The sequence below is a fragment of the Kribbella alba genome (genome assembly GCF_039529635.1).
Classification (GTDB): domain Bacteria; phylum Actinomycetota; class Actinomycetes; order Propionibacteriales; family Kribbellaceae; genus Kribbella; species Kribbella alba.
The window spans coordinates 116,531-141,055 of record NZ_BAAANE010000003.1 but is presented as its reverse complement, the minus strand read 5'-3'; the positions used below and the strand labels follow the sequence as shown (position 1 = coordinate 141,055).

Below are 24,525 nucleotides of genomic sequence, written 5' to 3'. Positions count from 1 at the left end.
CATCTCCTATGGTCCCGTGTCGCTGGTCCCCGTGGCCGTCGTCCGGGGACCAGCGAGCTTGTCAGCGGGCGGTCAGGATGCCCAGCAGACCGTGCTGCTCGTCGTTGGGTCCGGCGCTGAACCAGACCGAGTTCGGCCCACCGGCGACAGCGTCACCGGTCAGCAGGCTCCACAGCCGCTCGATCTTGATCACGTGGCCCTTGGTGTCGGTGAGGGTGCCCAGGAACCGGCCGCTGTGCGGGTTGTAGGCGTGGATCGTCCCGTCTCCGAAGTTGCCGACGAGCAGGTCGTTGGAGAATTTGCCGAACTTCTGTGGTGCGATCTCCAGCCCCCACGGTGAGTTCAGGGCGCCGGCAGACGCGACCCGCTGCTCGTTGGTGCCGATGGTCGTGAACCGGTCGACGAAGCCGTGACCAGCGCCGTCCGCGGTGTCCTGCTTGTCGGCGTCCTGCTTGGCGAAGGCCACGTAGACAGCGTTGCCGAGGACCTGGACGTTGAAGGGTGCGTAGCCGCGTGGCAGCGACCGGTCACGGAACATGCTTGCCGCATTGATCTTGTGGAACGAGGAATTGAAGACATCGACGCTGTTGTTGTGGAAGTTGGCCGCCAGCAGTAGCGGACCGAACCGGCTTGATACCTCGGTGAGGCCGGTGTAAATGGCGCCGCGAGTGGTGGCGACAGTTACCGCCTGAGTGCCGGCCGCGCCGTTCCACGCGGCGATGGTTCCGCCGATGGTGGCGAAGATGAAGTTGGCCGACGCGTGGGTGCCCGGCACGACAAAACCGGACGACGCGCTGTTGAAGGTCTGGCCGGTGACCGGGCCGCCGGGCACCTTGACAACCAACTGCTTGCCCGCGGGTGCGGCCACGACCGGGCTGCCCTTGACCGCACCGGAGTACAACGTCGAGACGCCCGTGTTGGTGTCGGACACCCAAACGGGCGTGTCAGCGCCACGGGACATGCCCCATGCGTTCACCAGGTTGGGGTCGGTGAGCTGGGCTTTTCCCGGCTGGTCGGACACCAGGTTCGTCTGGGTCACACCGTGCACCACACCATGCACCGGCGCCGGACGGTGTGGTTGCTGGTACGGCGCTGCGACAGCGGGTCCGGTGGCGACGAGCGCGGCCGAGGTCACGGCAGCGGCTGCGAGCACCATTCCGGGTAGACGCTTTCCGATCATGTTTCCTGTTCTCCTTCGGGTTGTGCCGGGCGAGGCCGGCGCGAAACCTGTTAGTTGAATCGTTGATCGTCAAGCGGGCTTGGTTAATCCCCTACCTGGGGGAACTGTGCAGGTTGGTCGAGAGGTCCGGCTGGACATAGTCCGTGACCAAGGCCATCAGCTCGGCGCGGCCTTGGACTCCGAGCTTGGCGAAGATCGCTTTCACGTGATCGTGCAAGGTGTGCTGCGAGATGTGAAGCTGCGCCGCGATCTCGTCTGTCCGAGGGCCGCTCATCAGTAGCTCGGCCACCTCACGCTGACGTGCGCTGAGTGTGTGCAGGCGAAGCAGCAGCGAGGTGAGGTCTGCACGCGGGACCTGCACGAGCGTGAGCGTTACCCACAGGCGGTCGTTCGGGGCGCCGTGCATTCGCCCGCCCTGGGCCAGCAGCCACCGGCCGTCGGTCAGGCGCACCCGCGCCGACGCGCGGTCGCGAAGGCCGGCCGCGATCGCTACGGCATAAAGCGTCGAGGTGGCATCACCCGGCATGAGCGCTATCACCCGGCTCGCCTCGGCAGTTGCTGAAACGACCCGGCCCTGAGCATCGAAGGCCACTACACCCGGGACGACGACTGCGGCGCCGCCGGGCTCCGGTCGACGGGACAGACTCCGCCGCAAGCCCTCGGCGATGTCATCGGCGATCGCCGCCAGGAACGTCCGTTCGTCGGAGTCGAAGTCGCGAGCACCGAGCTCCCGGTAGATCGCGCCGTGCCCCCAGGTCGATCCGCCAGAACGCAACATGGCTCTCAACCCGTCGCCGATCCCGGCCGGGCGAAGGATCTGCTGAACGCGCGGACTGTTCGCCGCGGTCGCGGCATCGAGCTCGCTCAACGCAGCGACGGGCGACCGCCGCGTCGCGAGCTCAGCCAGCTTGTGCACCTCGCCGTCCTGCAGCAATTCGTTGCGCCACAAGGCGCGATCGAGTTCTGGCGACTTCTGGGTCACGAGCGTGCCACTGGAGAGCAGCGTGTCCGGATCCAGCGTCATCCACCCGGAGACGTCGTTGGGAACCGTGCGGCGGATGAGGGCCGACACCTCGTACAGGAACCCTTGCGGATCGAGGCTGCTGCGGCCCAACCTGCGCAGCGCTTCCCGAGCACCGCCGGCAGCTGTAGTGGAAAGCATCCGCTACCAGCCCACTGTGATCTGGTTGTCGCGGACCGGTCTGTCAGCCATCCTCGTGCCCTCGAATCTCGTCAGATGCACTGGCCGGGCCGAACCCGGGGGCCGATCGGTGACGACGTGCCGCGGCACCTGGCACGGACCGGCCCCGGCGTAGAGCGAGCAGATCAGCGCGCGACGGCTCGCTCCGGACGGCGGCCCGATGCCCCACCGAGGTCTTCTCCGTGGACCCTCGGGCGGCCGTAGCCGGTCGAGCTGGCTCATCGAATCAGTAGCCGGAGTATCCGGAGGAGCTACTCGGGGGGCTGCTCGGGGAGTTGCTCGGGGAGGCCGGGGTGGTGATCTTCTGGCCGTTCGCGCCGACGACCCACCAGATCCCGCCGACGGCCTGGCCGCTCGCGTCACCGGCCTTGGCGTCGTTGGCGAAGTAGTAGAGCGGCGACCCGGCGAGAGTGACCTGCTTGGTGCCGTCCGAACGAGTCACCGTGCCCACCAGTGAGGCGGATACCCCGCTCACCTGCGGCGTACCGGTGCCGGCCAGCAGCGGTGGCCAAGCCGTCGCGCACGAGCCGTTGCAGTTCGACTTCGAGGGCTTCGCGGTGTCCAGGTCGTACACGTACAGCGTGCGACCGGTGCCGTCGACAACTATCTTGCCAAAGTTCCCCACGGTGGCCGTGGACAGGTTGGCCGCGCCAGTGGTGGCCGGCGCTGACGGGCTGGCGGTTGCCGGCGCCGATGCACTGGGAGTGTTCTGCGAGACGGGAGAGGAGGCATTGGTGCTGCCGCCGCAGGCGGTCAGGGTGGACAGTCCGACCACCGCGGTGCCGACGACGAAGGCGATACGTTTCATCTCAGGTTTCTCCTTGATGTGTTGAACAGTTGACACACCCTCCACACGCGGGGATCCAACGGCCTGGTTCAAGAAGGAGACAGAGATTGCGGCTCGCACCCAGTAGGGGTTCCTGCTAGCGGGTAGAGGAGTGCGCTCCGCCACGGCCCACTCCCACATCCGGGAGGTGCCCGGCGGTTCGCAGCTGACGCCCGTCTCGCACCACTCGTTCCATCCCCACGCGACGGGCGGAAAAGCGCTCGCGCAGTGCGCGGAGCGCGTAGTGGGAGCGTGATTTCACCGTGCCGGGCGGGATCCCGAGCACTTCGGCCGCCTCGGTGACGCTGCGCCCCTGCAAATAGACCTGTTCCAGCACGACGCGATGCTCAGGCGAAAGCTGGTCCAGGGCCGCTAGAACCACCATCGTGTTCACCACCTGGTCGGCGTGGTCGAGTTCGACTGGCTCGGTCGCCGGCGACTCGGCCACTTCGGCCGGACGGGCGTTGCGCGCCCGGACCCGGTCCGTGACGATGTTCCGCACGACCGTGAGCAGCCACCCGCGCAGCGGGCCCTTGCCGTTGGTCAGGCTGTCGGGATGCCGCCAGGCCCGCACCAGTGCCTCCTGGATGACGTCCTCGGCACTCGCCCGATCGCCGGTCAACCGGGTGGCATAGGCGAGCATCGCGTTGCCGTGCTCGTTGCACAACGTACGGATGAGCTCCTCGTCCGCCACCGGGCGGCGCTGTCGGGTTCTCAACCGGGCCATTCGGTTCCACCTCTCAACGGTCCCGCGGCGCGGAATGTCCCCCAACGAATCGATGCTCTGGTCCACCGCGGCGGGTTGGTGCAGCGGCGCGAGCACGGTCCTCCTACGGCGACTCGGTCAAGGAGCGTGTCCGGCGCGGCTACGCTCGCGCCATCGGAGGTCCCGAGTCCTAAGCAGCCGTGCGACCACGCGGACGGCGGCCGCTTTGAGCTCCGTCGCCCAAGTGCGTCAGCGAACGGAGCGCAGCCCTGATAGCGCCGTACGCCGATGTGCCCGGCCTGCCGATATCTGGCAGGCCTACTGCATCAACGCTAAACATTGGCAGCGACGGCGAGTTGCCTCTCCCTGCAGACTTCTTGACAGTTCGTGCGCGGCGGTGAAGGAATCCGGGTGACGCATGGGGCGCAGAGCAGAGGTGTCAGCGATCCGTCGCCGCAACTGTTCCATCGGCTGCGTCGTCGCGGGGAGCCTCGCAGGTCGTAGGCGGCCTGTTCGTCATCGCAACCCTTGCCTTCATGGCGGCAGCGACCGTGTCATCGATGACCTTCGACTGGCCCGACACCTGCAGCCGGCAAATGTGGTACTGCGGTATTTCGCGGCCGGTTCGCGGTCCGCTCTGGTAGGAGCGGTAGAACGGCGAATGGTCCGCGGTCTCCTGGGCACTCAGCCGGTGTGAGTCGAATCCTCGAGCAGGGTGAGATCTTCTTCTTCTACCAACCTCGGGTCGGGGTCGAGGAGGTCAGGGGGCTCGGCGACGTGGCCCGGTTCTCCTTCATCCTGAAACCCGACCGGAAGCGAAGGTACCGGAGGGTGATTGTCGGCCGGAAACGCCTCCCCGAGCCGGACCACCACGAGCGCGAGTGGGCGTTCGTCTACGAAGTGGTCGACGATCCGGAAAAGCTCAAGGAAGACCTCGAGCGGCGGGAGTACGAGACCAACACCCGCGGGACCCGGGTGGAGCCCGAGGCGCGTCCGGTCGGTGAAGGCCGGTACGCAATCGTGGACCACGAAGGCCATACGCACCTCGCGTACGTACTCGAGCTGCCACGTGAGCCCGGTCCCGCCCAGGCGACGTTCGGTGTCCGTCCCGAGGCGAGCTTCGTGATGGCGATCCGAAATCCCGAAGCCGCGACACCACCCGGCAGGGGTCTGCCCCCGCACGCCCGCGCGCAGTACCCGCCCGAGCTGATGGAGCGGTTCAGAGGCCGACGGTTCGCTCCGGTCGACGACCCACGCTTCCTCGACCAGCCCGGGGCGGAGGTCGTACTCATCGGCGCCGCCGAGGACGTCGAGGACGAGCTCGGCATAGAGTTGGATCCCGAGCATCTGGAGCTAGACGCCGCCGCTGTCTTCCGCACGCTGCGGTTCCGACCCGACGAGATCCCCGTAGACCCATTGGAACGGGGCGAACTCCGGTGACAGCTCAGTCGGTCTGACGCTGAAGCAGCCAGGGTCGCTGGGCTCACCAGCGTTCCCGTGTCGGGGTGGCGACCGTGAGGTCAGTCCAGGCAGAACTCGTTGCCCTCGGGGTCGGTCATCACGATGAAGCCGGCGCCGAGAGGCGGATCGGGCTCGAAGCGGCGGACTCGGCTGGCGCCGAGGGCCACCAGCCGGTCGCACTCGGCCTCGAGGGCTGCCATCCGCTGTTCGCCCTCGAGGCCAGGCGCCGCCCGGACGTCTAGGTGCACCCGATTCTTGGTCTCCTTGCCTTCGGGCACCTGCTGGAAGAAGAGGCGAGGGCCGGCGCCATCGGGGTCCACAACCGCCGACGCGTCGTTACGGCGTTCCGGGGGCACGCCCATCGCCGCCAGCGCCTCGTCCCAGGAGTCGAAGTTCCCCGGCGGTTCCTGCACCCGGTAGCCGAGCGCCTCCGCCCAGAACGGTGCCAGCGCGCCCGGGTCGGCGCAGTCGAACGTCACCTGGATCTCGCGTGCCATCTCACTGCTCCTTTCCATGAGTGTGCAGATAGATGTACTCATCGTCGGGGACGCCGTCGAGCTGGGCCGGTCGTCGGGCGGTCCAGTGGTGGGCGAGTTGGTCGCGGAAAGGATTCCAGGTCTGGTCGGTCACGGCTTCAGCCTTGCGTAGATAGCGGACAGATCCCGTCCGTGATCGCCCTCGCCTTGGCTATGTCGAACCTGAGCCTGCTGACCGCCGCTACACCCGCTGACCACGCAGCCGCGATATCTACTCCCGCGTCGCGCGGCGAGACGCCTAGCGCCTCGGTTCGGTCGCACGCAGTCTGTCTGGCCAGGGGAACTCAAGGGGTTCGGAGCCGGCGCTCCATAGTTCGCCCAGTTCGCGCAGAGTCGTCGTGGCCCGGCGGATGTCTTCGTCGAGATAGGGATAGGGATCCTGGGCGGCGATACCCCACGCTTCGCGGGCTTGGGCGTAGGGCGTCGGCCGGCGAGTTTCAACAGCTTTATGGATGACTGCCGAGATCGCCTCCGTCCAGCCGAGGTTCTGCGCGGCTTTCAGAATGCGGGCACTGCGGACCTTGGCGTCGTGGCGCTTCTTGCCCTCGATCTGGCGCATGGTGTCGAACACCGCGCCTGCCGCGATGCAGCCGAAGATTCCGTCGGCCATGCCGAGCTCTCGTTCGGTCACGGCGTGGGAGAGGTCGTGAGGTACGCGCCACTTGCGCGAGTACGACGAGAGGGTGAAGACCGCGCCGTCCGCCCGCCGGATCAGCGTGAGGCTCTCGCCGCGCGGATCATGCTGGAAGGTGAGCTGCATGCCATCCAGAGTGACGTCGTCCGCACCCCTGCGCCACTGTATTTCGGCTGCCTGACTTGAGGCCTCAGGAACCAGCGGCCCAGCACTCCCCCTGAGCGGCACCACCGCCTTCGCCGGATCGTCAGGACGTGGTCTGGCGTCTCCACTCGGCCGTGGTGATGGAGAACTGCCGGTAGAAGCTTGCAGTCCCCAGGAACGACTCTGCCTGGCCTCTGCCGGTCTCGGTCATCCCGAGAGAAGTGAGGATGCGAACTGACGCGCGATTCGCGTCTATTGCTTCAGCCCAGATCTCACGGAACCCCAGTTGGTGGAAGCCGTGCTCGACGCCTAGTCGTGCAACGGTCCCTCCCAGACCTTGGCCCCAGCGCTCAGACGGTCCGATGGCGTAGCCCAGCTCGCGTCGATCCGGCTCGTCACCGGCGAAATCGACGTAGCCCACCAGCTGAACTCCGGCAACTGCCGCGAGGCGCGTATGGTCCAGTCTCGGCTGCGCGACCAACGTGTGCCAGTGCGCCTGGTGGGCGGCCAAAGGCAGGTCAACGGTCCACCCGGCGTGCTCGCAGAAGGCGCGGTCCAGACCCCAGGACGCATACGTCTCCACATCTGACAAGACGAGCGGGCGGAGGAACACCCGCTCCAAAAGCGTATCCATGGCAGGAGCCTAGGCACGACCATGCAGTGCTCCACGCCCCCGGGGCTCGCTCGCTATGTGCTGGCGGTTGCCGCCAGGGGCAGGGTGGTTCGTCGCGGCTAGACCATGACATGCGACGCCAGTGGCACCGACGTGTCCGCAAGCCGATCCGGATCGACCAGTTGCCGGCTGCGGATCAGTTCCTGGACGGGCGCGATGCCTTCGTCCCACAGCTCAGCTCCGCCTGTTCTGAGAGACCGATCTTGGGGATCGCGCCGATCCCACGACGACCGCGTCCGCCGCGAACTCGCTCCCGTCATCGGTCAGGCGATGTCCTTGCCCAGGGCAACAGAGGCTCAGGAGCCGGGTCGGGCGGGTGCGTAGGTGACGGCGAGACGAGACAGCGCCAGCGCGGCGACCAGGAGGCCGAAGTCGCGCAGCGCGACGTCGTAGAAGCCCGGGATCGTCAGCAGGTTGACGATGATGCCCGAAAGCCACGCCGCGACGAGCAGCCCGCCGAATCGTGGAATCAACGCGACAGCCACGCCGGCCACGATCTCGATGATCCCGACGGCATACATGGCGTCCTGCCCGGAGCCTGGAACGATTTCGTTGACCCACGAGGCCAGATAGCCCGGCCAGTCGGTGAGCAGGTTGGCGAACTTGTCCAGACCGAACACGATCGGCGCCACCGTGAAGACCGTTCGGAGGGCCAGGAAGGCCTGGTACGCCGGGTCCGACAGCGCGCCTGGGCCGGCTGTGCGGGTGCTTGGCACTTCAGTCGTCATTCCACTCACTCCTTCTAAAGTCGATGTGTTTTGACTTTAGAAGCCTTCCCGAGTTTTCGTCAATGGAAGTTGGCTTTAGAATCGATCTCGTGAACGACTCCCGGGAAGCCCGGATCTTGGCGGTCGCCGTGTTGGAGGAGCCGACGCGGCGCAGGCTGTACGACCATGTGGTGCGCCAGACGGGCCCAGTAACGCGGGACGAGGCGGCCACGGCTCTGGGTCTGAGACGCACGACCGCCGCATTCCACCTCGACCGGCTGGCCGACGAGGGCCTGCTCGAGGTGATGTACGAGCGCCGCACCGGCCGGTCCGGCCCCGGCGCCGGACGCCCGATGAAGCTGTACCGTCGCTCGGAGCGCCACGTCTCGGTGTCCTTGCCGGAACTCCGCTACGACCTGGCGGGACGCCTGCTCGCGACAGCGATCGAGGACGCCGAAGCGTCGGGCGAGTCCCCGCGAGCAGCCCTCGACCGGCGCGCCCGTGAACTCGGAAACGAGCTCGCCGCCGGTGACCGCGACGCGATCGGCCAGGCGAACGGCCCAGATGTCGTGCTGCGCATCCTCGAGGAACAAGGCTTCGAGCCGCGCATTGACAAGAACGCAATCGTCCTCGGCAACTGCCCTTTTCACACGCTGGCCAAACAGCACACCGACCTGGTCTGCGAGATGAACCTCTGCCTGCTCGACGGACTCCTCGCCGGCCTGGGCACCATCCGCCTGCAAGCACACCTCAAGCCGGAGCCCGGCCACTGCTGTGTCCGCCTCGAGCCGGCCTCGGCTCCAGGCTCGTGAGTCGGCCGGCTCACAGCCCTGCTGATCAACCCGCCGATTGAACTCCCGGCTCCCGGCTCTCGTCAGTCGGCCGCAGTCAGGGCATTGGGGGCGACCTCCTTGATCCGGGTGCGGAGCCAGGCCAGTTGCTGGGCGGTCTCCGTCTCGCAGGTCCGGACCACGGTCACAAGGTCGTGGTCATGCAGAGCTTCGGCGGCTCGGCCGACAACGGTCCAAGTGACGTCGACGAAAGACGCCAGCACGTGAAGGTCCTGGAGATCGCGGAGCAGCCCCATGCTCCCCTCGCGGGTTCCGCGGAACTCGGCTGCTTGGAGCCGACCAGGCTCGGGGTCGTCATGCTCGCCGTACCGTTCGACGACGGGCTCCAGGGCACTCATATGCCCGGCCGACTGGTCGCCGAGGACCTTGCAGAGGTGTGCGATCTCCGGTTCGTCGCCGTGGTGTGCGCCGACCAACTGTGCCGCGTTGGCCAACGACTCCTCCGAGTCCCAGAGGAGGCCGAGGTAGCTCGCGAGCTGCATCAGGCCTCCTTGGTCGCGCGCACCGGATAGCACGGTGACCAGCCCCGCCGGGGGGTTGCCCCAGCTCCGGGGGGACGACACTGGGGCAAGCGCGGCCGGTCACCTAAGGCTCACTATCCACCCTTTTGAGACACCCAGCGGTTTGAAACCAGGTAGTCCACTGCGGTGGGCCTGCGCTGCTCAGGATCACGAGCTCCGTGCCGACGCTGATCCTCCCTGCAGAGATTGTGCCGGCCCGCTGAGCTTGGGCCCGGCGGTTGGCATCCACTGGTGACACTCGTCGATGGACTCGACCAACAACTGTCGTAGCAGCTGGTCCGCGTTCGGAGTACGGAAATCAGTGACCGCTCGAACAGCACCGGCAAGCGCACGCGGTGCGTAACGGCTCGCATAGCGCGAGTAGCAGGATGGCGTGCGATCCGCGATGAAGGCTTCCGCCCAGCTCCGAGCCACCGGTACTTCGTTCAGTGCCTGCACGCTGGCTGCCCGGATATCGCCGCGCGGCCTGTGCTCGAGCTGGGCCAGGACGTGCTCGGCAGACAACAAGGCAACCGCCAGAACACACTGGAATTGCGGGGATACGACCGGCAGCACCAATCGGACACACCGGGCGACGAGGGCCGGCGGCAGTCGTGGATCATCGGTCGTCACCCCGATGACTGACGGGATCAGCGGCGCCAACTCGGTCCGGCCGCGGTCGGAGGTCTCGTCGTTGACCTCACGCGCGACCAAAGCCAGCAGCGGGTCGGTGCAGTCGGGGTGGTCCGACCACGGTTGGCCGGCCAAGTACGACGCGAACTCCATGAAGCAGCCGCCCTTGCGGGCATTGCGGTGACGTCCACGCGACAGGACAGGAACGCCGATGGTCCACTCGTCACTCATCTTCAGTCACCACCTGATCAGCACACTCGGCCGACGCCGCAGTACCCCCTGGGCGCCCATCCATGCGAGGTCAGCTCCAGTTCACGTCGAGCTGTCCGGAGAGGAAGCCTGCGAGGCGTTCGGCTTCCGCTTCAAGACCCTGTCGCGCCCGCGCTGCCAGCCGACCGAACGGCTCCAACTCCACGACAAGGCGCTGTCCCTTTCGTTCGTGCCGCCAGACGCCGGCGATTCGGCCGTCGACCAGCAGCGTCGGTGATACCCAGCCCTGCGGACGAAAGATCCGTCGTACGTCGCCGGAAGGCATCAGTGGTGAGTGTCGCGCCGCTCCGATGACCCACGGATCGAAGGCCGGCAGCAGCCTGGTGACCTCCAGCGGTTGGGCGGACCGCAGTTCGTCGAGGTCGTCGGTCAGAACCAGAGCCTTGGTGCCGTCCACGTCCACCTGGGTCGTCTCTTCGGCCAGGCTCGCAAGCATGCGCGCCGTGCGGCGCGGCGCCGGCGGTCCGAGCCACCAGCGGCCGAGATCCGCAGGAGTCGCGGGGCCGTACGCGGTGAGGAAGCGCCGGGTGATGTCGCGCACGGCCTGCTCCGGTTCGCGATGGTTGATGGCGGTCCGGACCCAGGTCGCGGGGCTGGTGAAGCGCACCTGGGCTCCATCGGATCCAGCGAAGCAGATCAGGCCCTGAAACGACGCCGCCTTGAGGTAGGAGCCCCAGCTCGACCGGACGAAGCCTGCCAGCTCCTGCGACCCGGTACGGCGTTCCACCTCGGCGGCAAGCTCCTCCCGCGTCAGTTCGCGGCCTCGCAAAGCCTGGTCAACGGCGCGGGCGAGCTCGTCGGGCTCGCTGGTGTTGCCGAATTTCGGCATCGCGCTGAGCGCGGAGAGCCAGAGGCTGAGCTCACGGGCCGGCAGCAGATACAGAGTCCCGCGCGCGGCCCATAGCTTCACCAAGGTCCGCCGTTTCCACAACGCCTGGCGTACGGCGTCGGCGTCGAGCCCGTCGATCCGAGCCCACAAGCTGAGCTCCGGCGACGACCGCACCTGCGCGTGCAATCCACAGATGCGGGCCGTGACGTCGACGAGCTCGGCGGGCGCTGCACGTCGTACGAGGAAATGCCGCGTCATCCGCCAGGCAAGAGCCTGCTCCCAAGTCACCTGCATGCCCTAAGCATGCAGAATTCAGCCGCCGCACCCACCTGTAGTTCGGGCCTGAGGTGGTCGGTGATGAAGTTGCGCCAAGCGGCGGTTGCCGCCGGGAGGGGTGGTTCGGTGGGTGCCTGGGAAGGCGATGCGTTGCTTGTCGGGGGATGCGAGGAGATCGAACAGGTCGAGCTGGCCGGCGCGGCGGCGACGACCATATTCCTCGCCTTAGACACGATGTCGGCGCTCTCACGTAGCATCCCGGGCAACTGGCATGACTGTGACTCGACGGCCGCCGGAGGTGTCGTGAACGCGGTGCGCTGGAAGACTGCGACGTTTGCCGGTCACCAGCTCCGATATGCGGTGACCGGGAGCGGCCCAGCGGTGGTGTTACCTAAGAAGGACCGCGGCTCCTATGTACCGTTCGAGCGACTCGCGGACCAGTACACGATGGTGCAGATTGAGCCGCTCGGGTTCGGCCGAAGCGACCGCCCAGACCCCTACCCACCAGTCGGTATCCACGAGCAGATCCTCGCGGTCTGCGACCAAGAAGACATTCCCGAGTTCGCGGTTTGGGGCTTCTCGCAAGGTGGCGCAATGGCATGCGCGACCGCTCAAGCAACCCCCCGGGCACGGCTGATGGTGTGCGGTGGGTTCAACGTGCTGCGTGGCTTGTCCGACGCGTGGCTTGCCCGGATGAACCGAGAGCGTCGCATCCCAGTCGGCAGCCGAACGTTCTGGAACTTGTTCCACAGCTACAACTGGCACGCCGAGCTCCGCCAGATGGCAATACCGAAGTTGATGTACTGGGGCACTCTGGATGCGCAGCGCGTCTCGCTCAAGGACCAGTACATCCTTCGCGGTGTCGGGATCGATGTCGCTGAGTTCGCCGGCCTTGACCACGGCCGGAGCGGTTTCGGCGATCCTGCAAGCCCCGCGACAGACGTGGTGGCCGACTGGCTGCAGCGCCATGGATGGTGACCTGGCAAGGCGACGCACGATCAAGCTGGCTGAGGGGCGGGTGTCGAGCTGTGTGCATTGTCTCCAGTACCGCCGGCTCATCCAACACAAAATTGATGTGTCGTGGCTAGAGGCAACAGACGACTTCAACAGCAGGAACTGAGTTCACGCCGGGCCGGGTGATCACGTCACTGATCCGCAGCGGTACCAGGAAGTGCTCGACCCACTCCCGAAGCGGTGACCTTGAACACCAAACAGGGACCGCGGACACGAAATAACGTGTTCAAGGCCCCGACTACCTGTCCCAGGTCCCCACTCTTGGTCGGGGCCGCTGGTCAGGGCCGCACCCACCCAGCCCTCCGCGGCCCCCTGCCGAAAGGCATCATCACGAACTACGGCTGTCGTACTAGACGACCCGACCGGTTCCAGCCGCATGGCCAAGACCCACCCACACTGGAAACGAGAAGGACGTCGCCGAATGTCCTTGAAGAAATCCGGGAGGCGGTGTCGGATCGGGGCAGAGTTGTTCGTTGCAGGGGTGAGCGGCCGCCCACGAGGGGCACCCCGAACCACAGGAGATGATCTTCAGATGCAGTACCTGGTTTCCGTGATAGATGACAAGGGCAATCCCGGCAGCACGGACAGGCAGCCTGCCATCAGCGCGTTCAACGAACGACTGATCGCCGAGGGCTACTGGGTCTTCGCGGGCGGGCTCGCGGACACCGAGGCGGCCACGGTCATAGACAACCGGGGCGAGCAGGCGGTGTTCAGCGACGGGCCTTTCGTGGAGTCGAAGGAGTACCTCGCCGGCGTCTGGGTGTGGGATGCCCCCGACCTCGACGTGGCGCTCAAGCTCGCCACCGAGGCGTCGAAGGTCTGCGACCGGAAGATCGAGGTGCGGCCGTTCCAGTGAGCGACGTCGAGGAGGCGATCACACGGGCCCACCACGACGAGTGGGCGCGGGTGCTCGCCGCCCTGACCAGGCGTTTCGGCGACCTCGACATCGCCGAGGAAGCGGCGGCCGAGGCGTTCGCGACCGCCGTCGCGCGGTGGCCGGCCGACGGCGTACCCCCCAACCCCGGCGCCTGGCTGACCACCACCGCCAACCACAAGGCCATCGACCGGATCCGGCGCGAGAACAAGCGCGACGACAAGCACAAGGAGGCTCAGGTGTTGTACGACGACCCGCCCGAGCCTCTCGGTGCCATCGACGACGAGCGGCTCCGGCTGATCTTCACCTGCTGTCACCCGGCGCTCGCGATGGAGGCCCGGATGGCGCTGACGCTGCGCATGGTCGGCGGTCTGACCGTGCCCGAGATCGCCCGCGCCTTCCTGGTGCAGGAGACCGCCATGGGCCAGCGGATCACCCGCGCCAAGGCCAAGATCAAGGCGGCTCGCATCCCCTATCGGATACCGTCCGCCGACGATCTGCCGGGACGTGTGTCCGGCGTACTCGCCGTCCTCTTTCTCGTCTTCAACGAGGGCTACCTGGCCACCGGCCCCGACACCGATCCCGTACGTCACGACCTGACCGCCGAGGCGATCCGGCTCACCCGCCTGATCCGGGACCTCCTGCCGGACGACGGCGAGGTGGCCGGGCTGCTCGCGCTGATGCTCCTCACCGAGGCCCGCCACACCGCCCGGGTCTCGGCGAGCGGCGAACTGGTCACCCTCGACGAGCAGGACCGTGGGGCCTGGGATGCGGCGCTGATCGCCGAGGGTCATCGGCTCGTGCGCGAACGCCTGGCCTCTCGCGTGACACCGGGTCGCTACCAGATCCTCGCGGCGATCAACGCCGTGCACACCTTCGCCCGCGACGTACGCGACACCGACTGGTCTCAGGTCGTCGCCCTCTACGAGCAGCTCGTCCGCCTCGACCCCTCGCCGATCGTCGCCCTCAACCGGGCCATCGCAGTCGCCGAGCTCGACGGCCCCGAGGTGGCACTGGCAGCCGTCGACCGCCTTGAGGACAAGTTGGCCGGCTATCACGCCTACCACGCGACCCGCGCCGACCTGCTGCGCCGGCTGGGCCGCAGTCAGAAGTCGCGCGCGGCGTACGACAAAGCCATCGAACTGGCCGGCAACACCGCCGAGACCGCCTACCTGACACGCCGCCGCGACCAGCTGGGATAGTCCTCCCTTGATAGGCAAGTCGCTACTTGCCTATAGTGAGGCTTATGGCGGAGGATGTCTTCAAGGCCCTGGCCGACCCCACCCGCCGGCACATTCTCGACGAACTGGTGGAGCGGGACGGCCAGACCCTGTTCGAGATTTGCACGCGGCTGATGACCAAGCACGGTGTGGGATTGTCCCGCCAGGCGATCAGTCAACATTTGGCTGTACTGGAAACCGCGGATCTGATCCGTACACGGCGTCAGGGCCGCTACAAGTTCCACGATCTGAACACCGAACCCCTTGAGCGCGTCGTCACCCGGTGGCTAAAGCGCGATACAACCGGAGGCAGCCCATGAGGATCCATCTGTCCAGCGTCTTCGTTGATGACCAGGACAAGGCCCTGCGCTTCTATACCGACGTGCTCGGCTTCGTGAAGAAGACCGAGGTCCCCCTGGGCCAGCACCGTTGGCTCACTGTCGTCTCACCGGAAGACCTCGACGGGACCGAACTGCTGCTGGAGCCCGACGGCCATCCCGCCGTGAAGCCGTACAAGGAGGCGCTGGTCGAGGACGGCATCCCGGCCACCTCCTTCGCTGTGGACGACGTGGCTGCGGAGTTCAACAGGCTCCGCGAGCTCGGGGTCTTGTTCACTCAGGAGCCGCTGGAGATGGGCGAGGTCACCACAGCGGTCCTGGACGACACCTGCGGCAACCTGATCCAAATCGTGCACAGCAAGTAAGGACCCTGCGCGGGCTGCTTGACAGCACCCGCCACCGGCACTGTCCCGGCGAGGGAGCAGGTCTTCAGGCCGCTGGAGCCGCCAAACTGGTGGACGTGGAAGCCAAGATCGCTGACCTCACAGTCCTAGCCGACACCCTGCGCGCCGCGCTGTCTGCCGGCTGCGACGACCTCGCCACCTGCGCGGGCACCTCTGACTGCGCGATCCCGTTCACCGGTCTCGCGCGGTCAGCCGGCAGCCAGGCGGGCCAGGTGTGAGCGTCGTTCGGTCGGTCGCGCTGTTCCTGCTTGCGGCGATCGCCGAGATCGGTGGGGCCTGGCTGGTCTGGCAGGGATGGCGCGAGCACCGCGGGCTGTGGTGGATCGCCAGCGGCGTCATCGCGCTCGGTGCCTACGGGTTCGTGGCAACCTTCCAGTCCGACCCGAACTTCGGCCGGATCCTGGCGGCGTACGGCGGGGTGTTCGTGGCCGGTTCGCTTGCCTGGGGCGTGCTGCTCGACGGGTTCCGCCCCGACAGGTGGGATCTGATCGGCGCCGCGATCTGCCTGGCCGGCGTCGCCGTGATCATGTTTGCCCCACGCAACACCTGACGCGGGCCGGTCGTTGCCAAAGGTCTGCTGAACGTCTGTTGAACCCCTGCACGAAAGGATGATGTCCAGCCTGGACTACTGCCGTATCGTCTAGGGCGACAAGCCGCTACTCACCCCCCAAGGGGGCAGTCCATGGGCATGCAGGTCGACCTAGGCTTCTCGGGGCTCTCCGTACCGCCGGGCACCCATTTCTGCGCCTTCTTCCGCGGAAAGGACGAGCGCAACGCCATCGTGGCCCCGTTCCTTCGCGAGGGGGTCCAGTCCGGTGCCAAGTGTGTCGGAATCCTCGACGGGCCAAGCGAGGCGGCCATCGCGGCGGAGCTCGGGGTCGAAGCCGATCCGGGCCAGCTCGACCTCAGGCTCTCGAGCGACTTCTACAACCCCGACGCCGGGTTCACCCGACCGGAGATGGTGACCTACTGGGAGGCGGAGGCAGCCGGCACACTCGTCTCCGGCGCGTGGCCGTTCGCCCGGTACACCGGCGAGATGACGACGGCGGTGAACCAGGCCATCGGCGCGGAGGAATGGGTCGGGTACGAGTCGGACGTCAACCGGTTCGCGCCGAAGTACCCCCAGATCCTCTTGTGCCTCTACGACCTGCTCGACTTCAGCACCAGCCAGCTGTTCGTGGACATCCTGAAGACGCATCCGATGGTCCTGATGGGCGACACCGTTCTGGAGAACATGTACTTCGTGGAGCCGGACGAGTTCGACCGCACACACGTATGACCTCATCCATCAACGGGGTTCGTGAGCAGCTGGCCACCTTCCGGCCGTTGCTCGCCTTGTCGATGGTGATGACGACCAGCGGCAACGAGGACGAGATTCTCCGGCTGGCGACCGCCGCGGTGCCGTCGCTCGGCCGCTGTCGTACGACCGGCGCCTACCTGGACGGCGCCTGGCGACAGGTCGGTCCGATCGGGGCGCCACCGGAGGCCGACCTCGTGGCCGCCCGCATCCAGTCCCTCGGCGACAGGAACGGTCCGGTCCTGGTCGAAGGCTACGACTGGTCGTGGGCCTTCCCACTGGTCGGCCTGCGCGGCAATGCCGGCCACATCCTCGTCAGTCGCGAGACCGAGCCCGAGGAGTATCACCAGTTCCTGCTCACCGTCCTGTTCCAGCAGGCGGGCGCGGCCATGGCCAACGCCAGGCTGCATGCCCTCGAACGCCGGATCATCGCCATTCACGACCGTTTGACCGCCGCGGCCGCCGCCGGCGAGGGCCCGACGGGGATTGCCACCGCAGTGCACGAGCTCAGTGGCTACCCCGTCGCGATCGAGGACCGTTACGGCAACCTGCTGGCCTGGGCCGGCCCCGGCTGTCCGGACCCGTACCCGAAGGTGTCGGCGACCCAGCGCGACAAGTTGCTCAAGCCTGCGGTCCGGAGCGCCGGAGCGGTCCGCTCGAACGGCCGCCTGACCGCGGTGTCACAGCCTGGCCACCAAGTCGAGGGCGTCATCGCCCTCATCGATCCCGACGGTACTGCGGGTGAGAGCGAGCAACTCGCGCTGGAGCATGGCAATACCGTCCTCGCGCTCGAACTCGCCCACCAGCGTGCCTTGGCAGAGACCGAGCTCCGGCTGCGCCGCGACCTCGTCGAGGAGCTCCTCGCGGGCACCGACGCGGAGAGCGCCGCGAGCCGCGCCCACGCGCTGGGCTACGACCTGTCCAGGCGGCACCGGGTCCTCGTGCTCACCCAGGGCAGACGGCACCGCGTCGAGCCGGACGCCTTCTTCCGTGCCGTCCAGAAGGCGACCCGGATCACGCAGGTCGGCAGTCTGATGGTCACGAGGGCCGGCAACGTGGCGGTGCTGGCGGACACGGACCACAACTGGGAACAGTTCCGCACGGCCGTCGTCGACCAGCTGGGCGGTCACGGCAGCTGTCGCGTCGGGGTGGGCGCGCCCTGCACGGACCCACCCGACTTCCCTCGTTCGCACGGTCAGGCCCAGCTCGCCCTCAAACTCCAGGTCACCACGCACGCTCCCGAGCAGGTCACCAAATTCGAGGATCTGGGCGTCTACCAGCTACTCTCCGAGATCGCCGACATCGGTTCGCTCGAGTCCTTTCTGCACCGGTGGCTGGGGTCCTTGCTCGACTACGACGCTTCCAAGGACGGCAGCCAACTGGTGGAGACGCTGGCCAGCTACCTCGACAACGGCGGCAACTATGAGGCGACCGCGAAGGCCCTCATCCTGCATCGCAACACCCTGCGCTACCGGCTGAAGCGGATCCGGGAGATCTCCGGGCACGACCTGTCGGATCCGGACACGCAGTTCAACCTCCATCTCGCCACCCGCTCGTGGACCGTCACGCTCGCGATGGCAGAGGCCCCACCGGCCTGAGTGCTCAAATTCGAAGCACCGGTTGGTGTCGCCAGCACGATGACCTCCGGCCGCTCCCGGGACGATGCTGGTGGCAACAACCTCTACCAGCATCGAAGTGGAGCACACCATGAGCACGGCGAACCTCGCCCATCTGATGAGCCCTGATTCAACCGGCTGGGCCGCCCTGTCCCCCGCCGAGCGACGAGTCGCTGACCTGGTGGTCGAGGGACTGACGAACCGCCAGATCGCGGAGCTGTCGAACCTATCCAGGCATACCGTCGATTTCCAACTGCGGCAGGTCTTTAGCAAACTCGATGTGCACAGCCGGGTCCAGCTGGCCCGTCGCGCCTTCCAGCAGGACAGCGAAGCGTCCTGATCCACCGGACGATCCGGCCGGCTGCAACCTCAAGTGCAGCCGGCGGGAGTCCTACCTGACGGAGCCTCCGGGCGCACCGTGTTGCGGGCCAGCCGGATGCCGACGTCGTCCAGGCTGAGGGTGGGATGGCTTCGGCGCCCGACCGAGGCGCGACAGCTCCACGGTTCATCGAACCAGCCGCCACCACGAAGGACCCGGTATGTGCCATAGACCTCGGCATCGTAGATGTCCCAGCACCATTCCCAGATATTGCCCAACGTGTCGTACAGACCCCAAGCGTTCGGCTGCTTCCCGCCGACCTCGTGGAGTCGCTCCCCGGAATTGCCGCGGTACCACGCGACCTTGCCGAGTTCTCCGTAGCGCGCGCCCGTAGTACCGGCTGGGCACGCGCGCTCGAACGCGGCGATGCCCGAGCTGGCGCCACCCTCCGACCTTCTCAGCGCCGACGGAATCTGAGTGGCGGCTTCGATCACGATGGGTGATATCGAGGGCTTGACGCGGGGAGAGAACGGCGGAGTATCAGCAGTAGATGCACCACAGTTCCGCGGTGTATGTCCTGGAGGTGGTTCCCCATGACTGGGCGACATGAGTTGCGTTGGGGTGGCTTCGCCGGACTGGCGTTCGTCGTACTGGTACTGCTGGGCAAGTTCCTGCCCGGCAACCCGCCAAGCGTCGACAAGTCCGCGAACGAGATCACTAGTTACTTCGCCGACGGCCGGACCTCGATCCTGGTCGGAGCGCTGATGCTGAGCGCCGCAGCCGGATTGATCATCTGGTTCTCCGCGGCCTTCGCGGAGGCGATGCGCGAGCGGGACGAACGCAGTGATCTCCACATGGCCCTGCTGGCGGGGTCTGTACTGGTGGGAGGCGCCATCTTCGTCAACGCCGCAGTCAACGCGGCGACCGCGTATGGCATCGATGGACGAGACGCGGCGATGACGCTGATGATGTACCAGTGGTCGGCTGTGCTGACCACGATGATCGGCTTCGCCGCCACGCTGCCACTGGCGGCTGCCGGGGTCGGAGTACTGCGGACCAGGTTGATGCCGGACTGGCTCGGCTATCTCGCCTTGCTGGCCGCGCTGGTGTCGTTCGCAGGCGCGTTCGGGATCTTCGTCTCCGATGGGGCATTCGTTGCCGGAGGCACCCTGATGACCACCGTCCCGCTGCTGGTGGCGGCGGTCTGGCTGGTCTGCGCGAGCGGCTACATGGTCCGCGAGCACCTGCCCGAGATCACCGCCGGAGAGTCGATCATCCCGCACACCTGATCGGCGGAAAGTCAGACACCGGGGTCCGCGGTTTGGACCGCGGACCCCGGTTGCCTCAGGTCAGGAATTCCTTCGCGAAGTGGCGGATCGCTTCTGGGTTGGTGGCCTGATGGAAGCCGATGATCAGCTCCTCGACACCGGCCGCTTCGAAGGCCTCGATGCGGCGGCGGACCGTGTCGACGGACCCGTAGAGCAGGTAGGAACCGAAATCGCCCGGATAGAAGGCCCCCATTCCAGCTGACAGCGCCGCGGCCGCTTCCTCGTCGGAATCAGCGACCAGGCAATGCGTCGTGACCGTGCGGGTGATCTCGTCGTAGTCACGGCTGACCGTGGCACAGTGATCCCGCAGGATCGAGAACCTCCGCTCCGCGCCGGCCGGGGAGTCCATCACGTTGCAGAGATCCGCGTACTCCGCGACCAGCTTCAACGTCACCTTCTCGCCGCCGCCCGCGATCATCATCGGGATCCGGGGCTGCTGGAGTCCCTGCGGCTGGTTGACCGCTTCGACCAGCTTGTAGTACTTCCCGTCGAAGCTGGTCAGGTCATTCGTCCACAGGGATTGGATGATCTGCAGCGCTTCCCGAAGCTGCCGGAGCCGGTCCGGCCCGTCGGTGAAGGGATATCCGTAGGCCTCGTAGTCGCGCTCGTACCAGCCCGCGCCGATGCCGAACGTCAGCCGTCCCTTCGACAACACGTCGACCGTGGACGCGATCTTTGCCTGCAGAGCAGGATTTCTGTAGCCGTTCCCGCTCACGAGTTGGCCGATCCGGATCCGCTCGGTGCGAGCGGCCAGCCCCGCGAGTACCGACCACGACTCGAACATGTAGGCCCGCGAGGGCGGGATGGTCTGGAAGTGGTCCGGCAACCAGACCGCGTGGAACCCGACCTCCTCCGCCGTCCTTGCCTGCTCGATCACCCGGTCGAGTGCCTCGCCGGGGTCGGTGAACCCGGCTAGTTCGCCGGCGAATCCGGTCGGCAGAAACAGACTGAACTTCAATGCCATGGCAATCCCATCTGGTCGGTGTCGTGCCAGAACAGACCGCCCGACACCGCGAAAGGAATCGCCAGCCGGCTCTCCGGGTCGAACCCAGCCGGCCGCGCCGCGCTGAGGCGCTCTTTCAGACCCGACCAAGGAGTTGACGGTAGTAGGGCTTGAAGCCTTCGCGCAGGTAGAGGCGTACCGCATCCTCGTTCGCCTCGACGACGCCGACGGTCCAATGGTCGATGCCGCGTTCGCGCAGCAGCTTCCGGCATTCCCCCATCAGCCGATGCCCGACCCCCTGGCCGCGAGCCTCCGGCACCACGGCCAGCGACTCCAACTCGCCGATGGACGGCCCGAGATCCCAGCTCGCGCCCGACGGCTGGATCTGCAGCATCGCGTACCCGACCAGGCCGGCGTCAGTAGTTGCCAGCAGCAACGTCCCACTGCCGTCTGTTAGCCACCCGACATACTGCTCCCGCCGAATCGCCCAGGCAGCTTCCGCAGTACGGACCGGCCAGTCCTCGCCCGCGACTGCCCGATGGTGCTCCACCATCGAAGCCCACAACGGCCACACCGACCCAACGTCCGCAACCGACCCCTGCTTCACCGCTAGCACAACAACTCCTCTCCGCTTCACCTTGCCACGGCATGCCCTTCTAGTGTCGCGTGAACGATGATCTTTGACCGCCAGTGGCTTGGTGAGGATTTCGGGCAGCTGCCCGAACCCGCTAGGGCTGGAACAGTTTCCACTGTCCCTCGGAGACGACTTCGACGGTGCCGTCGGTCACCTTGATGGCGGTCTCGTCGTCGATCGCGTACGTCGGCGCAGGAATCCGTGCCGCCCACCTCTCTGCGTTGGCCAAGGACGCGTCGGGGTGGTCCGCGTGCTCCAGGTGCGGGATCACCGCGAAGTCAACGAGTCCCGCTCCCTGTCCCGTGACCAGGATTCTGTCGACGTCACCCTGGGACGTGGCGAAGACGATGTTCTCCGACTTCAGCGGTCCATCGTTCCCGCGGGGCGGTTCGGGGTAGGTCTCTACGAAGGTGGAGGTAGCAGCGATGCTGCCGGCGCTCACCCCCACGTAGACCGCCTCGGAGCGCAGCGTCGGCAGGAGATCGGTCAAACCGGAGCGCCGCATCCAGTTGGCGAGAAACAGGGGGTCGCCGCCCCATACCAGCAATGCGTCGGCGTCCCGGACCGTTGGCACCCAAGCAGCCTCTTCGATGCTCGGCAGCACCGACAGCTCCAGGATCCCCAGCGATTTCCAACCCAGTTGACACAGCTGCGATGGAGCCTTGCCGCTGATCGCCTGCCACGCCATGCCGGCCCCGCCGGGGAAGGGGTAGATCGCGGTCGGGACAAAGAGGGCGTTGGACTCGGCGATCGGCTTGCCCAGCAGGTCAACCAGCGCGTCGTGGATGCTGCTGTTCTTGATCCCGGCCGATGTGAGGAGAGCTCTCATGTTCCTACCTTCCTGAGTTGCAACGTGATGCCTGAATTGCCTACTGCGGGACACTCACTGCGCCCCGAGCCCTGCTGCACGATCTCGTTCGTCCCGACACCCTCAGCGTCCAATGAGTCGGCTCGGCACGATCCTTCGCCGGCAGCTGCACGACAACACGCAACGACATACGTCATGCTAGCGCGAGGTAAAGCTGCTTCATTCACGCGAGACCCGCGGTAGTAACTACGACCCGAACGGGTCGCGGCTGTGGAAAACCAAGCCGAATTGACCACGTTCCACATCCACAGGACGAAATTGCTGTGGACAACTTGACCGGATCCGTCCGAATCCAAACTCCCTTATTTATAACGGGTTCTACGCCTCGAAACTGTCGGCGGTGGTGTCTAGAGTCTTGGTATGGAACTCGTGGACGTGCGACCGGTGTGGTCGATGAGCGACAGCGAAAAGCTAGCCGCTCTCGACGCACTGCACGACGAGTCCGCCCGGCGTGAGACCTATCGGCTGCAACTCATGGCCTCCCTAGACCACAGCGGCTATGCCAATACGCTCGGCGCCGCCGATCTCCCAACGCTCCTCTCGGTGCGGCACCGACTGAGCCTCGCGCAGGTCCGCGCCGATCTCAAACTCGCCACCACGCTCCCCAAGTACGAAGTGGTCTCGGCCGCCCTACCCACCCCGTTCGACCCCGACGACCCCGACGACATCGACGACACCGACGGCATTGCGAAGCACGAGCCCTGCGCCGAGGCCGCAGACGTGGACACCCAGCAAGCGCCGGTATGGCTGCACCTGGGGCAGGCCAAGGCGATCGTCGCCGCCCTCGAGCCGGTGGCCGCGACGGGAAGGGTGCCGGTCGAGGACCTGCGCGTCGCCGAGGAACAAATGGTCGAGGCCGCGCGCGGGCTGGATCCACCCGGCCTGCACCGGCTAGGGAAGAAGGTCCGCGACATCGTCGACACCGACGGCCCTGAACCCGCCGAAGACAGGGCCTACGACCAAGAAACCCTTCAGTTGAGGAAGACCGACCACGGTGTCACCTTCACAGGCCGCCTCGCCAACGAGAACGCGGAACTCCTCAACACGCTGATCCTCGAGAACTCCAAGCCGCACAAGACCATCGATGGCCGGCGGGACCCACGCTCCAAGGGCAAGCGGCAGTCCGACGCCCTCGCCACCGTCCTCAACGCCGCCGCCGGAGCCGTCACCACTGGTCACGGCGCGATCAAGCCCCACATCACCGTCACGATCGACTACAACGAGCTCACCGCCGCCCTCAACAACGCCACCGGTCTCCTCGGCGGATCCGGCCAAGGCCCCTGCCCACCAGTCAGAGCGAGGACGCCACGAGCCGTGCTGAGAGGAGCGGGAGCGGAACCACCTGCCAACTCGACCTCTTCACCGCACTCAACGAGCGCGGCGCGCCACCAGGGTTCGGCGACCTCATTCACGGCGACAGACTCTCCGCGTCCGCAGTACGAAGACTCGCCTGCGACGCCGGCATCCTGCCCATCGTCCTCGGATCCAACTCGCGACCCCTGGACGTCGGGATCGAACAACGCTACGTCACCGAGGCTGTGCGCCTGGCCCTCAATGCCCGCGACAAAGGCTGCGTCATCTGCGGCGCACCACCCAGCATGTGCGACACCCACCACATCGTTCACTGGGCCGAAGGCGGACCCACCAGCCTCGAAAACCTCGTCTTGACGTGCAAACACGACCACCGTGACACCCACAACGGCTACTGGAACGTCGCCATCACCGACGGAGTCGTCCAGGTCACCCGCCCCCAATGGGCCGACCCCAAGCCCACCCGCCTCCGCTACCGCCCAGCACCGGCACCGGAACCGGCACCGGCACCGGAACCAGGCAAACCGCCACCCGGCACGCCTGGATCCGTTGACGCGACCGACCCAGGCCGGCCCGGGGACAACCCGTTGCCGCCGACAACAACCGCCGCTCGGCCACCCACCCCTGCCCGGGCCTGGCCCTACACCGGCGACATCCCCTGGATCTCCCCGGAGGAAGCCGCGCGCCTCAACCCCTGGGGCGACGAACCCAACCAGGCCCCACCCTCCGCGCCAACCCAGTCCGGTACAAGTACCGACCCGGCAGCCTGGACCTCCCCCTGGGGCGACGAACACGAGAACTAGCCGAGTTGACCATCGACGTGCCGGTCGGCGGTCAGCCACCACTGGCCCGCCGCTCAACCGACGGCGAGCGAACCCCACGAACCAGACGCCTGTTCCTGAACCTCATGGCCGGCTGCGGCGTAACCCAGA

Annotated in this window: 30 protein-coding genes and 1 pseudogene; 15 read left to right on the top strand and 16 right to left on the bottom strand. The window is 66.7% G+C overall.

All coding sequences use genetic code 11. The annotated features are described in order from the left end of the window. Window positions 1–61: 61 nt before the first annotated feature. The 4 genes from ABD210_RS05005 to ABD210_RS04990 all read right to left on the bottom strand — a co-directional run bounded on the left by ABD210_RS05005 (window position 62) and on the right by ABD210_RS04990 (window position 3,934). Window positions 62–1,180: a TIGR03118 family protein gene (locus ABD210_RS05005; protein ID WP_344109269.1), complete on the bottom strand. Its 1,119-nt coding sequence runs from the start codon at window positions 1,178–1,180 to the stop codon at window positions 62–64. A 91-nt stretch (window positions 1,181–1,271) separates the two neighbouring features. Further along, the gene (locus ABD210_RS05000; protein WP_344109267.1) at window positions 1,272–2,342 is read right to left on the bottom strand and encodes a helix-turn-helix transcriptional regulator; all 1,071 of its coding nucleotides are present in this window, start codon (window positions 2,340–2,342) and stop codon (window positions 1,272–1,274) included. A 265-nt stretch (window positions 2,343–2,607) separates the two neighbouring features. Next, window positions 2,608–3,189 (bottom strand): hypothetical protein, encoded by a 582-nt coding sequence (locus ABD210_RS04995; RefSeq protein ID WP_344109265.1) that lies wholly within the window; start codon window positions 3,187–3,189, stop codon window positions 2,608–2,610. A 115-nt stretch (window positions 3,190–3,304) separates the two neighbouring features. Further along, the gene (locus tag ABD210_RS04990) at window positions 3,305–3,934 is read right to left on the bottom strand and encodes a sigma-70 family RNA polymerase sigma factor (RefSeq protein WP_344109263.1); all 630 of its coding nucleotides are present in this window, start codon (window positions 3,932–3,934) and stop codon (window positions 3,305–3,307) included. Window positions 3,935–4,606: 672 nt separating this feature from the next. Between ABD210_RS04990 and ABD210_RS04985 the strand changes: the two genes are divergently transcribed. Beyond that, the gene (locus ABD210_RS04985; RefSeq protein ID WP_344109261.1) at window positions 4,607–5,353 is read left to right on the top strand and encodes a hypothetical protein; all 747 of its coding nucleotides are present in this window, start codon (window positions 4,607–4,609) and stop codon (window positions 5,351–5,353) included. A gap of 80 nt (window positions 5,354–5,433) precedes the next feature. Here ABD210_RS04985 and ABD210_RS04980 read toward each other — a convergent pair whose 3' ends face one another. From ABD210_RS04980 to ABD210_RS04960, 5 genes are all read right to left on the bottom strand, one after another. Continuing rightward, entirely contained in the window at window positions 5,434–5,871 is a 438-nt protein-coding gene (locus ABD210_RS04980) for a VOC family protein (RefSeq protein ID WP_344109258.1), read from the bottom strand. A gap of 1 nt (window position 5,872) precedes the next feature. Continuing rightward, window positions 5,873–6,004, bottom strand: a complete 132-nt coding sequence (locus ABD210_RS04975) for a hypothetical protein (protein WP_344109256.1) — start codon at window positions 6,002–6,004, stop codon at window positions 5,873–5,875. 144 nt (window positions 6,005–6,148) lie between these two features. Continuing rightward, window positions 6,149–6,670: a hypothetical protein gene (locus tag ABD210_RS04970; protein WP_344109254.1), complete on the bottom strand. Its 522-nt coding sequence runs from the start codon at window positions 6,668–6,670 to the stop codon at window positions 6,149–6,151. Window positions 6,671–6,791: 121 nt separating this feature from the next. Then, on the bottom strand, window positions 6,792–7,322 hold the full coding sequence (locus tag ABD210_RS04965; protein WP_344109252.1) for a GNAT family N-acetyltransferase: 531 nt from the start codon (window positions 7,320–7,322) through the stop codon (window positions 6,792–6,794). A 335-nt stretch (window positions 7,323–7,657) separates the two neighbouring features. Then, entirely contained in the window at window positions 7,658–8,089 is a 432-nt protein-coding gene (locus tag ABD210_RS04960) for a hypothetical protein (RefSeq protein ID WP_344109249.1), read from the bottom strand. An 89-nt stretch (window positions 8,090–8,178) separates the two neighbouring features. On the opposite strand from ABD210_RS04960, the gene ABD210_RS04955 reads away from it, so the two are divergent. Further along, complete coding sequence (locus tag ABD210_RS04955) at window positions 8,179–8,880, top strand: helix-turn-helix transcriptional regulator (protein WP_344109247.1); 702 nt, start codon at window positions 8,179–8,181, stop codon at window positions 8,878–8,880. Between the two features lie 62 nt (window positions 8,881–8,942). Here ABD210_RS04955 and ABD210_RS04950 read toward each other — a convergent pair whose 3' ends face one another. The 3 genes from ABD210_RS04950 to ABD210_RS04940 all read right to left on the bottom strand — a co-directional run bounded on the left by ABD210_RS04950 (window position 8,943) and on the right by ABD210_RS04940 (window position 11,445). Continuing rightward, window positions 8,943–9,401 (bottom strand): hypothetical protein, encoded by a 459-nt coding sequence (locus ABD210_RS04950; protein WP_344109245.1) that lies wholly within the window; start codon window positions 9,399–9,401, stop codon window positions 8,943–8,945. Between the two features lie 186 nt (window positions 9,402–9,587). Continuing rightward, complete coding sequence (locus ABD210_RS04945) at window positions 9,588–10,283, bottom strand: hypothetical protein (protein WP_344109243.1); 696 nt, start codon at window positions 10,281–10,283, stop codon at window positions 9,588–9,590. 70 nt (window positions 10,284–10,353) lie between these two features. Beyond that, a complete protein-coding gene (locus tag ABD210_RS04940; RefSeq protein WP_344109241.1) occupies window positions 10,354–11,445 on the bottom strand; it encodes a winged helix DNA-binding domain-containing protein in 1,092 nt (363 codons plus the stop codon). 63 nt (window positions 11,446–11,508) lie between these two features. On the opposite strand from ABD210_RS04940, the gene ABD210_RS04935 reads away from it, so the two are divergent. The 10 genes from ABD210_RS04935 to ABD210_RS04890 all read left to right on the top strand — a co-directional run bounded on the left by ABD210_RS04935 (window position 11,509) and on the right by ABD210_RS04890 (window position 18,530). Further along, window positions 11,509–12,405, top strand: coding sequence for an alpha/beta fold hydrolase (locus ABD210_RS04935; RefSeq protein ID WP_344109239.1), 897 nt, complete (start codon window positions 11,509–11,511; stop codon window positions 12,403–12,405). Between the two features lie 568 nt (window positions 12,406–12,973). Further along, window positions 12,974–13,297 (top strand): YciI family protein, encoded by a 324-nt coding sequence (locus tag ABD210_RS04930; RefSeq protein ID WP_344109237.1) that lies wholly within the window; start codon window positions 12,974–12,976, stop codon window positions 13,295–13,297. Beyond that, window positions 13,294–14,517 carry an RNA polymerase sigma factor gene (locus tag ABD210_RS04925; protein ID WP_344109235.1) on the top strand — a complete coding sequence of 408 codons (1,224 nt, stop codon included), beginning with the start codon at window positions 13,294–13,296 and terminating at the stop codon, window positions 14,515–14,517. Before ABD210_RS04930 ends, ABD210_RS04925 begins: the two co-directional genes overlap by 4 nt. Window positions 14,518–14,561: 44 nt before the next feature. Further along, window positions 14,562–14,855 carry an ArsR/SmtB family transcription factor gene (locus ABD210_RS04920; RefSeq protein ID WP_344109233.1) on the top strand — a complete coding sequence of 98 codons (294 nt, stop codon included), beginning with the start codon at window positions 14,562–14,564 and terminating at the stop codon, window positions 14,853–14,855. Then, a complete protein-coding gene (locus tag ABD210_RS04915) occupies window positions 14,852–15,238 on the top strand; it encodes a VOC family protein (RefSeq protein ID WP_344109230.1) in 387 nt (128 codons plus the stop codon). The genes ABD210_RS04920 and ABD210_RS04915 overlap by 4 nt, the downstream gene beginning before the upstream one ends. 95 nt (window positions 15,239–15,333) lie before the next feature. Further along, window positions 15,334–15,495: a hypothetical protein gene (locus ABD210_RS04910; RefSeq protein WP_344109228.1), complete on the top strand. Its 162-nt coding sequence runs from the start codon at window positions 15,334–15,336 to the stop codon at window positions 15,493–15,495. Next, on the top strand, window positions 15,492–15,827 hold the full coding sequence (locus tag ABD210_RS04905) for a YnfA family protein (protein ID WP_344109226.1): 336 nt from the start codon (window positions 15,492–15,494) through the stop codon (window positions 15,825–15,827). The genes ABD210_RS04910 and ABD210_RS04905 overlap by 4 nt, the downstream gene beginning before the upstream one ends. Window positions 15,828–15,959: 132 nt before the next feature. Continuing rightward, window positions 15,960–16,556 (top strand): MEDS domain-containing protein, encoded by a 597-nt coding sequence (locus tag ABD210_RS04900; protein ID WP_344109224.1) that lies wholly within the window; start codon window positions 15,960–15,962, stop codon window positions 16,554–16,556. Further along, on the top strand, window positions 16,553–18,172 hold the full coding sequence (locus ABD210_RS04895) for a PucR family transcriptional regulator (protein ID WP_344109222.1): 1,620 nt from the start codon (window positions 16,553–16,555) through the stop codon (window positions 18,170–18,172). Before ABD210_RS04900 ends, ABD210_RS04895 begins: the two co-directional genes overlap by 4 nt. Before the next feature lie 109 nt (window positions 18,173–18,281). Further along, window positions 18,282–18,530 (top strand): helix-turn-helix domain-containing protein, encoded by a 249-nt coding sequence (locus ABD210_RS04890; RefSeq protein ID WP_344109220.1) that lies wholly within the window; start codon window positions 18,282–18,284, stop codon window positions 18,528–18,530. 29 nt (window positions 18,531–18,559) lie between these two features. Here the strand turns inward: ABD210_RS04890 and ABD210_RS04885 are convergent, their stop codons facing one another. Then, the gene (locus ABD210_RS04885) at window positions 18,560–19,003 is read right to left on the bottom strand and encodes a formylglycine-generating enzyme family protein (protein ID WP_344109218.1); all 444 of its coding nucleotides are present in this window, start codon (window positions 19,001–19,003) and stop codon (window positions 18,560–18,562) included. A gap of 99 nt (window positions 19,004–19,102) precedes the next feature. Here ABD210_RS04885 and ABD210_RS04880 point away from each other — a divergent pair, with 99 nt between their 5' ends. Beyond that, window positions 19,103–19,798, top strand: a complete 696-nt coding sequence (locus ABD210_RS04880) for a DUF4386 family protein (RefSeq protein WP_344109215.1) — start codon at window positions 19,103–19,105, stop codon at window positions 19,796–19,798. A 55-nt stretch (window positions 19,799–19,853) separates the two neighbouring features. Here ABD210_RS04880 and ABD210_RS04875 read toward each other — a convergent pair whose 3' ends face one another. The 3 genes from ABD210_RS04875 to ABD210_RS04865 form a co-directional block, all read right to left on the bottom strand. Beyond that, entirely contained in the window at window positions 19,854–20,801 is a 948-nt protein-coding gene (locus ABD210_RS04875) for a TIGR03560 family F420-dependent LLM class oxidoreductase (RefSeq protein ID WP_344109213.1), read from the bottom strand. A gap of 115 nt (window positions 20,802–20,916) precedes the next feature. Next, window positions 20,917–21,333 (bottom strand): GNAT family N-acetyltransferase, encoded by a 417-nt coding sequence (locus tag ABD210_RS04870; RefSeq protein WP_344109211.1) that lies wholly within the window; start codon window positions 21,331–21,333, stop codon window positions 20,917–20,919. Window positions 21,334–21,508: 175 nt separating this feature from the next. After that, a complete protein-coding gene (locus tag ABD210_RS04865) occupies window positions 21,509–22,243 on the bottom strand; it encodes a Type 1 glutamine amidotransferase-like domain-containing protein (protein WP_344109208.1) in 735 nt (244 codons plus the stop codon). A 399-nt stretch (window positions 22,244–22,642) separates the two neighbouring features. Between ABD210_RS04865 and ABD210_RS04860 the strand changes: the two are divergent. Further along, window positions 22,643–23,542, top strand: a pseudogene (locus ABD210_RS04860) (DUF222 domain-containing protein); the annotation flags it as partial. A gap of 5 nt (window positions 23,543–23,547) precedes the next feature. Further along, window positions 23,548–24,396 (top strand): HNH endonuclease signature motif containing protein, encoded by an 849-nt coding sequence (locus ABD210_RS32395; protein WP_425552635.1) that lies wholly within the window; start codon window positions 23,548–23,550, stop codon window positions 24,394–24,396. Window positions 24,397–24,525 lie beyond the last annotated feature (129 nt).